The sequence below is a fragment of the Stenotrophomonas sp. genome, assembly GCF_050737575.1.
Lineage (GTDB): Bacteria > Pseudomonadota > Gammaproteobacteria > Xanthomonadales > Xanthomonadaceae > Stenotrophomonas.
Window position 1 is genome coordinate 394548 of sequence record NZ_JBOHXW010000002.1, and the last position, 12587, is coordinate 407134.

At 64.4% G+C, this 12587-nt stretch carries 10 protein-coding genes; 6 read left to right on the top strand and 4 right to left on the bottom strand.

What is annotated here, in order from left to right; genetic code table 11:
- Positions 1-133: 133 nt before the first annotated feature.
- Complete coding sequence (locus ACREP4_RS04990) at positions 134-2164, bottom strand: FAD-dependent oxidoreductase (protein WP_431595076.1); 2031 nt, start codon at positions 2162-2164, stop codon at positions 134-136.
- A gap of 160 nt (positions 2165-2324) precedes the next feature.
- On the opposite strand from ACREP4_RS04990, the gene ACREP4_RS04995 reads away from it, so the two are divergent.
- Positions 2325-4364: an LTA synthase family protein gene (locus ACREP4_RS04995; protein ID WP_431595077.1), complete on the top strand. Its 2040-nt coding sequence runs from the start codon at positions 2325-2327 to the stop codon at positions 4362-4364.
- A 16-nt stretch (positions 4365-4380) separates the two neighbouring features.
- Here ACREP4_RS04995 and ACREP4_RS05000 read toward each other — a convergent pair whose 3' ends face one another.
- Positions 4381-4995 carry a YczE/YyaS/YitT family protein gene (locus tag ACREP4_RS05000; protein ID WP_431595078.1) on the bottom strand — a complete coding sequence of 205 codons (615 nt, stop codon included), beginning with the start codon at positions 4993-4995 and terminating at the stop codon, positions 4381-4383.
- Between the two features lie 110 nt (positions 4996-5105).
- Positions 5106-6131, bottom strand: a complete 1026-nt coding sequence (locus tag ACREP4_RS05005; protein ID WP_431595079.1) for a zinc-binding alcohol dehydrogenase family protein — start codon at positions 6129-6131, stop codon at positions 5106-5108.
- A gap of 379 nt (positions 6132-6510) precedes the next feature.
- Here ACREP4_RS05005 and ACREP4_RS05010 point away from each other — a divergent pair, with 379 nt between their 5' ends.
- The 4 genes from ACREP4_RS05010 (at position 6511) to ACREP4_RS05025 (ending at position 9504) form a co-directional block, all read left to right on the top strand.
- Entirely contained in the window at positions 6511-7614 is a 1104-nt protein-coding gene (locus ACREP4_RS05010) for an OmpA family protein (RefSeq protein ID WP_431595080.1), read from the top strand.
- A 158-nt stretch (positions 7615-7772) separates the two neighbouring features.
- Entirely contained in the window at positions 7773-8264 is a 492-nt protein-coding gene (locus ACREP4_RS05015; protein WP_431595081.1) for a hypothetical protein, read from the top strand.
- A 24-nt stretch (positions 8265-8288) separates the two neighbouring features.
- On the top strand, positions 8289-9095 hold the full coding sequence (locus ACREP4_RS05020) for a pseudouridine synthase (protein ID WP_431595082.1): 807 nt from the start codon (positions 8289-8291) through the stop codon (positions 9093-9095).
- Between the two features lie 106 nt (positions 9096-9201).
- Positions 9202-9504 (top strand): hypothetical protein, encoded by a 303-nt coding sequence (locus tag ACREP4_RS05025; protein WP_431595083.1) that lies wholly within the window; start codon positions 9202-9204, stop codon positions 9502-9504.
- A gap of 265 nt (positions 9505-9769) precedes the next feature.
- Here ACREP4_RS05025 and kbl read toward each other — a convergent pair whose 3' ends face one another.
- Positions 9770-10984: a glycine C-acetyltransferase gene (gene kbl, locus ACREP4_RS05030; RefSeq protein ID WP_431595084.1), complete on the bottom strand. Its 1215-nt coding sequence runs from the start codon at positions 10982-10984 to the stop codon at positions 9770-9772.
- Positions 10985-11147: 163 nt separating this feature from the next.
- On the opposite strand from kbl, the gene ACREP4_RS05035 reads away from it, so the two are divergent.
- Positions 11148-12575, top strand: a complete 1428-nt coding sequence (locus tag ACREP4_RS05035; RefSeq protein WP_431595085.1) for an OprO/OprP family phosphate-selective porin — start codon at positions 11148-11150, stop codon at positions 12573-12575.
- Positions 12576-12587 lie beyond the last annotated feature (12 nt).

The following is a 12587-nucleotide window of genomic DNA, read 5'->3' on the forward strand; positions in this document are numbered from 1 at the left end:
TGGCTGGTGCGGTGCTGTACCGCTTCCAGCGCGGCAGCGAAGGGGATACAGATCAGCTGCTTTCCCCGCCCTCCCTTTCGCAACACGAAGGGGAGGGCGGGTGCTTTCGCTTCCCCTTCAAATCAACACAACCTCAAAGCACCGCTGCCAAGCGGCTGCCTTGGTCAATCGCGCGCTTGGCATCCAACTCAGCGGCCACATCGGCGCCACCAATGATATGAACGGTGCGGCCAGCAGCCAGCAACGAATCGGCCAATTCGCGCTGCGGTTCCTGGCCGGCGCAGACCACCACGTTGCCGACGTCGAGCAACTGCTCCTGGCCATCAACGCGAATGCGCAGGCCGCTGTCGTCCACGCCCAGGTATTCCACGCCGCCGAGCATCGTCACCGCCTTGGCCTTGAGCGTGGCGCGATGAATCCAGCCGGTGGTCTTGCCCAGGCGAGCGCCCGGTTTGCCGGGGCTGCGCTGCAGCAACCAGACCTTGCGCGCGGGCGCTTCAGGTTGCGGTTTTACCAGCGCGCCACGTTTCTCGAAGCTCGGGTCCACGCCCCATTCGGCCATCCAGCGTGCCGGGTCCAATGCGGGCGAGGGGCCTTCGTGAACGAGGAATTCGCCGACATCAAAACCAATGCCGCCAGCGCCGATCACCGCCACCTTGTCAGCGGCCTTCACCCGGCCGAGCAGCACGTCCAGATAGTTCACCACCATCGGGTGGTCAGCACCGGGGAAGTCCACTTTGCGCGGCAGGATGCCGGTGGCGATCACCACGTCGTCATAGCCGGCGAGTGTGGCGCTATCGGCGCGGGTGTCCAGGCGCACGTCCACGCCGGTGTCGGCCAGCCGGTGACGGAAGTAGCGCAGCGTCTCGTGGAACTCTTCCTTGCCGGGAATGCGCTTGGCCACATTGAACTGGCCGCCGATCTCACTGGCCGCATCAAACAAGGTGACGTGGTGGCCGCGCTCGGCCGCGACCGTGGCGCAGGCCAAACCGGCCGGGCCAGCGCCGACCACGGCCACGCGCTTGGGCGCGGTGGTCGGGCGATAGACCAGTTCGGTTTCATGCGCGGCACGCGGGTTGACCAGGCAGGTCGCGCGCTTGTTGACGAAAATGTGGTCCAGGCAGGCCTGGTTGCAGGCAATGCAGGTGTTGATGGTTTCCGGCTTGCCGGCGCGGGCCTTGGCCGGCCATTGCGGATCGGCCAGCAGCGGACGTGCCAGTGACACCATGTCGGCGTGGCCATCGGCCAGCACGCGCTCGGCCACGTTGGGCATGTTGATGCGGTTCACCGCGATCACCGGCACATTCACGTGCGGCCGCAGTTTGGCGGTGACGCCGGTGAATGCCGCACGCGGCACCGACGTTGCGATGGTCGGCACGCGTGCTTCATGCCAGCCGATGCCGGAGTTGATCAGCGTGGCGCCGGCCGCTTCGATGGCCTTGGCCTGCAGCAGCACTTCTTCCCAGTTGCTGCCGTCGTCCACCAGGTCCAGCAGCGACAGCCGGTAGATGATGATGAAATCCGGTCCGCAGGCTTCGCGGATGCGGCGCACGATTTCCACCGCAAAGCGCATGCGCTTGGCTGCATCGCCGCCCCAGGCGTCAGTGCGCTTGTTGGTGCGCGGGGCGATGAACTCGTTGATCAGATAGCCTTCCGAGCCCATCACCTCGACGCCGTCATAGCCGGCATCGCGCGCCAGTTTGGCGGCGCGGGCGTAGTCACTGATATGCCGCTCCACGCCGCGTGCCGAGAGCGCACGCGGGGTGAACGGATTGATCGGCGCCTTCAACTTCGACGGTGCCACCTGCAAGGGGTGGTAGGCGTAACGGCCGGCGTGCAGCAACTGCATGCAGATCTTGGCGCCGTGGCTGTGCACCGCCGCAGTCACCTGCCGGTGCCGGCCCACTTCCCACGGCCAGGACAGCTTGCTGCCAAACGGCGCCAGCCAGCCGACGACGTTCGGTGAGAAGCCTCCGGTGACCAGCAAGGCGGCACCGCCTTCGGCGCGTTCGCCAAAGTAGGCGGCCAGTTTCGGGAAATCGCGGACATGGTCTTCCAGCCCGGTGTGCATCGATCCCATCAGGATGCGATTGCGCAGCTGGGTGAAGCCAAGGTCCAGGGGGGCGAACAGGTTTGGAAAGTGGCTGGCGGTGGCTGGCGTCATGTTGGATACGCTTGCGTACGGAATGGGCCCATTCTGAGGGGCAACGCGGGGATTTCTCAATCCTCAATGCGGCTGGCGCAATAAAGACTGTGTGTGACAGGCCGATTACAATTCGCGCCGCCGCCGACCGGTGGCCTGTTGTTGTCCGGGGCCGATATCAATGAATCCTGCTTTTTCGCCGGCGCATGGCCAGCGTTTGTTCCCCCGCCTGTGGATGCTGGTTGCGGGCGTTGTTGCCTTGGGGGCGGTTGCGCGCCTGGGCATGTGGCTGAGCTATGCCGGCGTTTCGCGCGGCAATGAGCTGCTGTGGCCTGCGCTGTTGCAAGGCGCCCGTTACGACCTGGTGGCTGGCGCGATCTGCGCGCTGTTGGTCGGGTTGCTGACAACACCGGTGTGGCTGGCGGGCCGTCGCGAGCAGGCTGTGCGCGGGGCGCAATGGTTGTTGGTGGCCCTGCTGTTGTTGTTCGCGCTGTTGTCAGTCTGCGAACACTTCTACTACGCGTTCTATAAGACGCGCTTCGATCCCATCGTGTTCGGCATGTTCGAGGACGACACCAGCGCGATTCTGGAAACGGTCTGGGACGACTACCCGGTCATTCCCGGCGTGTTGGCACTGGCGCTCGGCGGTGCGGCATTGGGTTGGGCGGTGCCGCGCATGGGGCGCTGGCTGGGCGCGCGCTGGCCGACCGGTTCGGCGCGCTGGGCACGGGTGTTGCTGCTGGTCGTGCAGTGCCTGCTGTTGTTGCTGTTGGCGCGCGGCACGGTGGGGACGTTCCCGTTGGTGCGTCGCGATGTGACGGTGTCGGCCGATCCGTTCGTCAATGCGCTGGTGCTCAACGCGCCATTGACGCTGTATCGCGCCGCGCGCATCCGTGCCAAGGAAACCGACATCAACGCCGATCCGCTGGTTGGCGTGCATCGCTTGGGCTTCGCAACGTTGCAGCAGGCGGCGACGGCCGCCGGGTTGCCCTCCGGCGAGCCTGAGCAGATCCACCGCGCGCTGTTCCCGGTTGCGCCGGGCCACGCCCGCCCGCTGGCCGAGTCGCCGCACGTGGTGGTTGGTCTGATGGAATCGTTTGGTCAGGACCTGCTGTATACCGATGGCCCGGGCAACGACGTGCTGGGCCGGTTGCGTGGTGAATTGGCGCACGGCTATCAGTTCGAGAACTTCATTTCCGGCCAGAACGGCACCCATCCCACGCTGGAATACCTGCTGCTCGGCACGCCGATCACGCCGCTGGCCAATGGCCGCAATGCGCGTTTGGCATTCGATACCTCGGCTGCGCTGCCGTTCAAGCGCGCCGGCTATCGCACTGCATTTCTGTATGGCGGCGGCAGTGACTGGCGCGAGTTGGGGACCGCGCTGCCGCAGCAGGGCTTTGACCAGGTGTATGACGCGCGCGATATCCGCAAGCGCTTCCCTGCTGCGCATGGCACCGATTGGGGCTTGTATGACGCCTATCTGTTCCACTTCGCACAGGAGTTGCTGACTCAGGCTGACGCACGCGGTGAACGGTTGTTCCTGGTGCTGCTGACCACCACCAACCACCCGCCGTTTGAGCTGGATACGCCGCGCCCGGACTTGCCGCTCGATCCAAATGCACTGGGGCCGCGCGCATTGGCCGACAAAACCGAGCTGCGCAAGATGCTGGCCACCTATCAATATCAGGCCGATGAGTTCGGCGGCTTCCTGCAGCAGTTGCGGCAAGGCCCGCTCGGCGAACGGACGCTGGTGGCGGCGGCCGGCGACCACAACCTGCGCTCGCACTATCACTACGACCTGCCTGCCGAGCAGGTGGACGTTGATCGGGTATTTGCCTATCTGCGCGTACCCAAGGCCTATGCGCCGCCTGGCGATGGCCCCGATGTCCGCGCCTTTGCCGGCCACGGCGACCTGATGCCGACGCTGGTGTCGCTGGCCTTGCCGGGCGAACGCTATTTCGCGACCGGCAGGAATCTGTGGGAGCGGTCGAGCGACGGCAGCCAGGCACTGGCGCAGTTCGAGCGCCTGTACACCGCAGAAGGAATGCTGTCCCCGTTGGTCGCGCCGAAGCTGCATGTCTGGCGGGATCCGCGCCACATTGCGGTGGAAGGGCAGGCGCCGGACGCTGCATCCGCGGCACAGGTACAGCGCGTGGCGGCCGGTGTGGCGTTGCGCGACTGGTACATCCGCGAACAGGTGCTACGGCTGCGGCGCTAGCAGTGCGCAGCGTTGCTCAGGTTGCCGGCGCCGCTGCAGCACCGGTGCGCCGGTCGAACAGCGGCAGGGTGATGCCGCATAGCGGTCCGATCAACAGCGCAAAGGCCAAGGTGCCAAGGCCGACATTGCCGCCCAGCCACCAGCCGATGGCCAGTGCGCTGGCTTCAATCAACGTGCGGACCTTCCATATGGCCCAGCCGCTACGCGCGTGCAGGCCGGTCATCAGGCCATCGCGCGGCCCCGGTCCGAAGTTCGCCCCAATGTAGAGGCCAGTGGCGACGGCCAGCAGCAACAGGCCGGCGATGAACACCAGAACCTGCCACAGCAGGCCACTTACCGGCGGCAGCACGGCCAGCCCCAACTGTGCGCTGGGGCCGATCAGCAGCACATTCAGCACCGTGCCGAGCCCGGGCCTCTGTCGCAGCGGCAGCCACATCAGCAGCACTGCCACGCCCACCACGTTGGTAACCAGCCCGAACGCCCAGCCGCTGCGCAGCGAAATGCCTTGGCTCAATACGTCCCACGGCGCAATGCCGATGCCGGCACGGATCATCAGCGACGAGGCGATGCCAAACAGGAACAAGCCCAGCAGCAATTGCAGCAGGCGGACGACAAACGCAGGTGTGAGCATGGCGGGCACAAGGGCAGGGCGGCGCGGCGAGCGCGCATCAAGGAAATGAGCGCAGCGCACGCGATCAACTCGCGCGCGCTGCGTTTGTTGCAATCAACCGGGGCGAAGCCTCAGCTCCAGCCTTCCAGCGCCAGTTTGCCGATGCTGCGGCCGGACTCCAGCTGCTGATGGGCCAGACGCAGATTGGCAGCGGTGATCGGTCCCAGCCGCTGGGTCAGCGTGGTCCGCAGCTCACAGGCGTCAATCAGGCTGGCGGCACGGGTCAGGATGCGGTGCTGCTCGATCATGTCCGCCGTGCGGAAGCGCGCCCGGGTGAACATGAATTCCCAGTGGATGCCAATGCACTTGGATTTGTAGGGGTCACCAATGCGCAGCTCGCCGGCCGGCTCTACGATCAAACCGACGTGGCCCTGCGGCGCGAGCAGTTCACCCAACTGTTGCCAGTACAGGTCGGTGTTGGCCAGATTGAGCGCGGCGTCCACCTGCTCGATACCCACCGCCTGCAGCTGCGGCGCCAGCGGTTGGCGATGGTCGATGACATGGTCCGCGCCCAGTTGCTTGCACCACGTCACGCTTTCATCGCGCGACGCCGTAGCAACTACGGTGAAGCCGGAATAGCGGCCCAACTGGATGGCGATGGAACCCACACCGCCCGCGCCGCCGATCACCAGCAGCACTTTGCCCAGGTTGCGCTTGCCGTCCAATTGATACGGCATGCGTTGGAACAGCAGCTCCCACGCGGTGAGCGTGGTCAGCGGCAGTGCGGCGGCCTCGGCGAAGTCCAGCGTGGTGGGCTTGCGCCCGACCAGACGTTCATCCACCAACTGTTGTTGGGCATTGCAGCCAGGGCGGGTGACGTCGCCGGCGTAATACACCTCATCACCGACTTCAAAGGCAGTCACTTCCGGGCCGATTGCCAGCACCGTGCCGGCCGCATCGAAACCCAGCACGCGCGGGGGATTTTCCTGGCCGGGTTTGGGGCCGCGCAGTTTGGTATCCACCGGATTGACCGAAATCGCCTGTACCTGGATAAGCAGATCCTGGCCTTGGGGGGCAGCGGGAGCCGATAACTCGACATCCAGCAGGGAATCGGGGTCGCTGATGGGGAGGTAATGGGTCAGGCCGATCGCTTTCATGCGGAAAAGTTCCGTTTGCGGGGGAGCAGAATCATCATACTCAGCAAACGGTTCAGCTGGCGGTAACAGCGGCGGCTTGGCTGAGTTTCCCCGGGGTTTTCGGACAAAACCGACCGCAATGCAGCAAATACGCCGGAAGGCTTGCCACAGCAGGCTCTTGCACCCTTTGATGAAGCTGTATACGGTTCGCCCAGCCGGACATGTAGAGGTCTGGTGGTTGCGCCATTTGTTATATGGTCGTTAACATCGTCTTCACGGGCCAGCGCATACTGTGCACCCCGATGGCGTGCGGAAACGGCCGTCTCTGAACGCGACGAAATCGCTGTGCTGGACCATGCCTCTACCGGTTTCATACCCCCGAAACAAGGAGCTGTATTTCATGAACAAGAAGATCCTTACCGCCGCACTGCTGGGTGGTCTGGCATTTGCCCAGGCCGCTTCGGCTCAGGAATTCGACGACCGCTGGTACCTGACCGGTTCGGCCGGCTTCAACTTCCAGGACGGCGATCGTGGCACCAACGATGCTCCGTTCGCCACGCTGGGTCTGGGCAAGTTCATCAGCCCGAACTGGTCGCTGGACGGTGAGCTGAACTATCAGAACCCGAACTTCGACGCCAACCAGGATCAGAACTGGTCGCAGTACGGCGTTTCGCTGGACCTGCGTCGCCACTTCATCCAGGAAGGCCGCGGCTGGAACCCCTACCTGCTGGCAGGCCTGGGTTACCAGAAGTCGGAAGAAGAGTTTCTGACCACCGCCGGTAACCTGGAAGACCGTAAGGACGGCAACCTGGCTGCCAAGGTCGGCGTTGGTCTGCAGACCACGTTCGAAAAGCGCGTTGCCGTTCGTGCCGAACTGGCCTACCGCGCTGATTTCGACGACCAGAGCGTCAACCCGACTCTCGACGGCTCCAAGAAGCAGGATTGGTTCGGCGACGTGCTGGCTTCGGTCGGTGTCGTGATCCCGCTCGGCCCGGCTCCGACCGCTGCTGCCGTGATCCCGGCTCCGGTTGCTCCGAGCTGCGCAGACCTGGATGACGACGGTGACGGCGTCAACAACTGCGACGACAAGTGCCCGAACTCGCAGCCTGGCCAGACCATTGGTCCGGACGGTTGCCCGGTGCCGGTCTCGATCGATCTGAAGGGCGTCAACTTCGACTTCGACAAGGCCACCCTGCGTTCGGACGCCGTGTCGATCCTGAGCGAAGCCACCGAGATCCTGAAGCGTTACCCGGATCTGCGCGTTGAAGTTGCCGGTCACACCGACTCGAAGGGTACCGACGCTTACAACCAGAAGCTGTCCGAGCGTCGCGCCAAGGCTGTGTACGACTACCTGACCACCAACGGTGTGTCGGCTGCTCGTCTGCAGGGCCCGATCGGCTACGGCGAGAGCCGTCCGATTGCTCCGAACACCAATGCTGATGGTTCGGACAACCCGGAAGGTCGTGCAAAGAACCGTCGCACCGAGCTGAACGTCCAGAACTAATCGGACGTTTCGGTTGCGATACAGCAAGGCCCGGCATCTGCCGGGCCTTGTTTTTTTGTGCCCGCGCGCATGGATCGCCGTTGGGCCGCACGTAACGGTTGAAAGCAGTGCGAGCGCTGCCTACACTCGCCGCGTTCTCCTGTCTTAATGGAAATTCAATGCTGCGTACTGTTCTGGCTGGTCTTGTCGTGCTGGCTGCCATGCCCGCCGCCCATGCAGCAGTGGATTGTTCGGCCAGTGCCGTTCCGGCTGCGCCGTTGCCGGCCACGGTGATCGCACCGGTTGCCTCGGAGCTGTATGTGCGCCCGGGTCAGCTGGGCCTGCCGTCGGGTGTGTTGAGCTCGGGGATCAGCGAGGAACAATCGCTGGACCGCGTGCTGATGCGTCTGCGCGTTGAGAGCTGCAACAACGTGGCCAACGCGATTCCTGCGCGTGGCGCGATCAATGCCAACGACCCGGCTGCGTACAAGCCGCAGACCGAGTTCGATAACACGCCGTGGCGCTTTGACATGAGCCAGAACGGCAAGCGCATGACCGCTGAAGAATTTGACGCCTGGATGAAGGCGCGCGGTGTGCGCGTGGTCAAGGCGCGTCCGGTTCCGGCCGAAGCGGCAGCACCGGCGGCGCAGCCTGCAGCCGAGGTCAAGTAAGGCGGCACAGTCGCTTCCGTACGAATGACGCAGCGCAAGCCCCCGTATCGTTCAAGCGCCCGCCCGGCCAAACCTGGCGGGCGTTTGCTTTCCCGTGCCAGCACAGGCGAGGTGCAGGTGCGCCACGGGCTGGCGCGGGTGTTGTCCAAGGCCGGTGTCTGCTCGCGCAGTGAAGCGGCGCGGCGGGTGCTGGATGGCCGCGTCAGCGTCGATGGGCGGGTGATTCGTGACCCGGAGTTCCCGATCCTGACCGGGCGGCACAAGGTGCTGCTGGATGGCCAGCCGTTGGCTGCGGCGGGGCGGCTGTATATCGCCTTGAACAAGCCGCGCGGGCTGGTGACCACGGTGCAGGACGAGCACGGGCGCGAAACGGTGTACCAGTGTTTCGACGGTGCCGGGCTGCCGTGGATGGCGCCGGTCGGGCGCTTGGACAAGGCCAGCGAAGGATTGCTGTTTTTCAGCAACGACCCGGAATGGGCGGCGCGCTTGACCGACCCGGCCACCGGGCCACTGAAGACTTACCGCGTGCAGGTCGACGCGGTGCCCGATGCGGCACAGCTTGCACGCATGCAGGAGGGGGTCGATGATGCGGGCGAACACCTTGCCGCGCATTCGGTGGAAGTCCTACGCCACGGTGAGCGGACGGCCTGGTTGGAAGTGGTGCTCGACGAGGGCCGCAATCGTCACATCCGCCGACTGTTGAATGTGCTTGGATTCGACGTGTTGCGTTTGATGCGGGTCGCCATCGGGCCGGTGCAGCTGGGTGAGCTGGGCAAGGGGCAGTGGCGCGAGCTCAGTGCGGCAGAGTTGGATGCCTTGGCGAGGCGATAAGTTGCTTGGCTGAATGCGGTAATTAATTCAATAAATTCAGTGCAATAGCTGGACTTGTTCGAGTGATTGTTTAGACTAGCCCTCTGTCTTAAACGGGAACGCAGCCATGCAAGCTCTTATTCGTGCGTCAGGCATCTCGCTGGTGATGCTGTCGGTGGTGGCCTTGGCCGGCTGCGCAACGTCGGGCAAGCACGCAAGCAAGGCGAGTGACAAGCCGATCACCGTGACCGTGGAAACGCCGGTTGCGGAGAAGGACGCGCTGGGTAATTACCGCTTCCTGATGCAGCAGGGCGAAAGCAAGATGAGCGCCGACCAGTTCGACGCATGGATGAAGGCCAACGGCATTCGTGTGGCCAAGGGCGCGCCGGTACCGGCTGCAGCACCGACGGCAAAAGCAGCGAAGAACTGATTGTTGGTAGAGCCGAGCTGCGCTTGGTAACGCCGTAGATGGGGGTAATCCCGGCCGCATCGTAATCGCGGATTGCTGGGATTGCGCTTCGCTCCATCCCAGCCTGCGCAGCAGGTTTCCGGCAGCCTCGCAGCAGATTTCCGGTGGTGCCGAGCGATGCTCGGCAGTGGCTTTACCGGTGAAGCCTCAGCCGAGCATGGCTCGGCGCTACGAAAAAAACAGGCGCCTTTAGGGCGCCTGTTTTGCTTTCTGCCGATGCGATGGATCAGCTCTTGATGACGCCCAGTTCCAGGCCGATGCGGGTGAAGGCATCGATGGCGCGATCCAGATGGGCGCGGCTGTGGGCGGCGCTGATCTGGGTGCGGATGCGGGCCTGGCCCTTCGGCACCACTGGGAAGAAGAAGCCGATGGCGTAGATGCCTTCTTCCAGCAGACGCTCGGCAAACTTCTGCGCCAGCGGTGCGTCGTACAGCATCACCGGGCTGATCGGGTGCACGCCGGGCTTCACGTCGAAACCGGCGGCGGTCATTTTTTCGCGGAAGTAGGCGGTGTTGTCGGCCAGCGTGCTGCGCAGGTCGTCGGCGGCGGCCAGCATCTCGAATGCCTTGATGCCGGCAGCGACCACGTGCGGCGGCAGCGAGTTGGAGAACAGGTACGGGCGCGAACGCTGACGCAACAGTTCGATGACCTCGGCGCTGGCGCAGGTGAAGCCGCCCAGCGCGCCGCCCATGGCCTTGCCCAGGGTGCCGGTGATGATGTCGATCTTCTCCAGCACGCCCTTCACTTCGGCCGAGCCGCGGCCGGTGGCGCCGAGGAAGCCGGTGGCGTGGCATTCGTCGATATGCACCAGCGCGTTGTATTTCCTGGCCAGCGCGGTGATTTCATCCAGCGGGGCGATGAAGCCGTCCATCGAGAACACGCCGTCGGTGGTGATCAGCTTGGTCTTGCAGCCGGCAGCGTCGGCGGCCTGCAGCTGGGCTTCCAGATCGGCCATGTCGCAGTTGGCGTAGCGGAAGCGCTTGGCCTTGCACAGGCGCACGCCATCGATGATCGAGGCGTGGTTGAGCGCGTCGGAAATGATCGCGTCGTTCTCGCCCAGCAGCGGCTCGAACAGGCCGCCGTTGGCGTCGAAGCAGGCCGCGTACAGGATGGTGTCGCCCTTGCCGAAGAAATCGGCGATCTGCTGCTCCAGCTGCTTGTGCAGGTCCTGGGTGCCGCAGATGAAGCGCACCGAGGCCATGCCGAAGCCGTGGCTGTCCAGCGCGTCCTTGGCGGCCTGGATCAGATCCGGGTGGTCGGCCAGGCCCAGGTAATTGTTGGCGCAGAAGTTCAGCACCGTGCGGCCGTCGTCCAGGGTGATTTCGGCCGACTGCGGGCTGGTGATGATGCGTTCGGACTTGAACAGGCCCTGCGCGCGGATGGCGTCCAGTTCATCGGCGTAGTGCCGGGTGAGCGGGGAGGTGTTCGCGTTTGCGGTCATGGCAGGGTCTTGCGGACAGAAAGGAATCCAGATTTTAGCCGTCCGCCGCGTTTGCCGCTGGCGTCATGCGCGATGGCTATAAGCGGCGCGCCCGAAGTCATTTCTCCGGCTGGGTGTGCGCCTGCAGCATCGACGCTCCACCTCACCTTCACAGGAGCCACCGATGACCGCCAAACGTCCCCCGTTCACCTTGCCGACCAGGAAGCTGTTGTCCCTCAGCCTGGCCGGGCTGGTGTGTGGGGCGTGGTCACCGGCGCAGGCCCAGCAACTCAGCGTCGAACAGCTGCAGCAGCGCCTGGAGCGTTTGGAACGGCTGGCCGGTGTCTCTGACGGTGCGCCGATTGAAGGTGCCGGCCTGGCTGATCTGGATCAGCGCCTGCGCATCCTCGAACGCCGCCTGGAGCTGCAGGAAGAAGAACGCGTGGCCAGCGCCAAGGCCGCGCCGAAGATCGCCATCGACCAGAAAGGCGCGTCGTTCAAATCCGGCGACGGCAATTACGAGTTGAAGCTGCGCGGCTTGCTGCAGGGCGATGCGCGGGTGTTCATCGGCGATAGCAGCCAGAACAATACCTTCCTGCTGCGCACCGCGCGGCCAACGTTGGAAGGCTCGCTCGGCAAGCTGGTGGCGTACCGCTTCACCCCGGAGTTTGCCGGTGACAGCGCCAGCATTGTCGACGCGTATGCCGACCTGCGCTTCGATCCTGCGTACACGCTGCGCGTGGGCAAGTTCACATCGCCGGTGGGATTGGAGCGCTTGCAGTCGTCCGCTGCGTTGGTGGATGTGGAGCGCGCGCTGGCCAGTGAATTGGCACCCAATCGCGATCTCGGCGTGCAGCTGCAGGGCGACGTGGCCAAGGGAAAATTCAGTTACGCGTTGGGCGTATTCAACGGCACCGTGGATGGCCGCGATGCGGTGACCAGCAATCCCGATGACGACTTCGAGTACGCCGGCCGCGTGTTCTTCGAGCCGTTCAAAGGCACGGAAAGCGTGTGGGCCGGATTGGGCTTTGGCCTCGGCGCCAGTGCCGGCGAAAAGCACGGCACGGGAAACAATTTCCTGCCGCGTTATCGCACACCCGCGCAGACCACGTTCTTCAGTTACCGCAGCGCGGTGAGCGCCGATGGCGACACATTGCGCTGGTCGCCGCAGGGCTGGTTCTACCGCAATGGCTTCGGCCTGCAGGCCGAGTACATCGTCTCGCAGCAGGAAGTCTCACGCGACGGGCAGCGCAAGCAACTGGAACACCGCGCGTGGCAGGCAACGGCCAGTTATGTGCTGACCGGCGAAGACGCCAGCTATCGCGGTGTAACACCGTCGCGTCCGTTCGGCATCAATGGTGGGCTGGGTGCATTTGAGCTGACCGCACGCTACGGCGAGTTGGATATCGACCGTGCTGCGTTCCCGCTTTATGCCGATCCGGCTACTTCGGCGTCGCGTGTCCGCTCGTGGACGGTGGGGGCGAACTGGTACCTGACCGCCAACCTCAAGCTGGCCACCAACTATCTGCAAAGCAGCTTCGATGCTGCCGCCGGCGGCGCAAAGCTGCCGGACGAAAAAGCCGTTTTCTCGCGCCTGCAAGTTTCCTTCTGACGGAGAGCCTTC

What these genes read in the sequence shown, in the direction of transcription:
- ACREP4_RS05015 (WP_431595081.1), top strand. Translation starts at nt 7,773, where the DNA reads ATGCTGCGTACTGTTCTGGCTGGTCTTGTCGTGCTGGCTGCCATGCCC.
- ACREP4_RS05035 (WP_431595085.1), top strand. Translation starts at nt 11,148, where the DNA reads ATGACCGCCAAACGTCCCCCGTTCACCTTGCCGACCAGGAAGCTGTTG.
- ACREP4_RS04990 (WP_431595076.1), bottom strand. Translation starts at nt 2,164, where the DNA reads ATGACGCCAGCCACCGCCAGCCACTTTCCAAACCTGTTCGCCCCCCTG.
- ACREP4_RS05005 (WP_431595079.1), bottom strand. Translation starts at nt 6,131, where the DNA reads ATGAAAGCGATCGGCCTGACCCATTACCTCCCCATCAGCGACCCCGAT.
- ACREP4_RS05000 (WP_431595078.1), bottom strand. Translation starts at nt 4,995, where the DNA reads ATGCTCACACCTGCGTTTGTCGTCCGCCTGCTGCAATTGCTGCTGGGC.
- ACREP4_RS04995 (WP_431595077.1), top strand. Translation starts at nt 2,325, where the DNA reads ATGAATCCTGCTTTTTCGCCGGCGCATGGCCAGCGTTTGTTCCCCCGC.
- kbl (WP_431595084.1), bottom strand. Translation starts at nt 10,984, where the DNA reads ATGACCGCAAACGCGAACACCTCCCCGCTCACCCGGCACTACGCCGAT.
- ACREP4_RS05010 (WP_431595080.1), top strand. Translation starts at nt 6,511, where the DNA reads ATGAACAAGAAGATCCTTACCGCCGCACTGCTGGGTGGTCTGGCATTT.
- ACREP4_RS05020 (WP_431595082.1), top strand. Translation starts at nt 8,289, where the DNA reads ATGACGCAGCGCAAGCCCCCGTATCGTTCAAGCGCCCGCCCGGCCAAA.
- ACREP4_RS05025 (WP_431595083.1), top strand. Translation starts at nt 9,202, where the DNA reads ATGCAAGCTCTTATTCGTGCGTCAGGCATCTCGCTGGTGATGCTGTCG.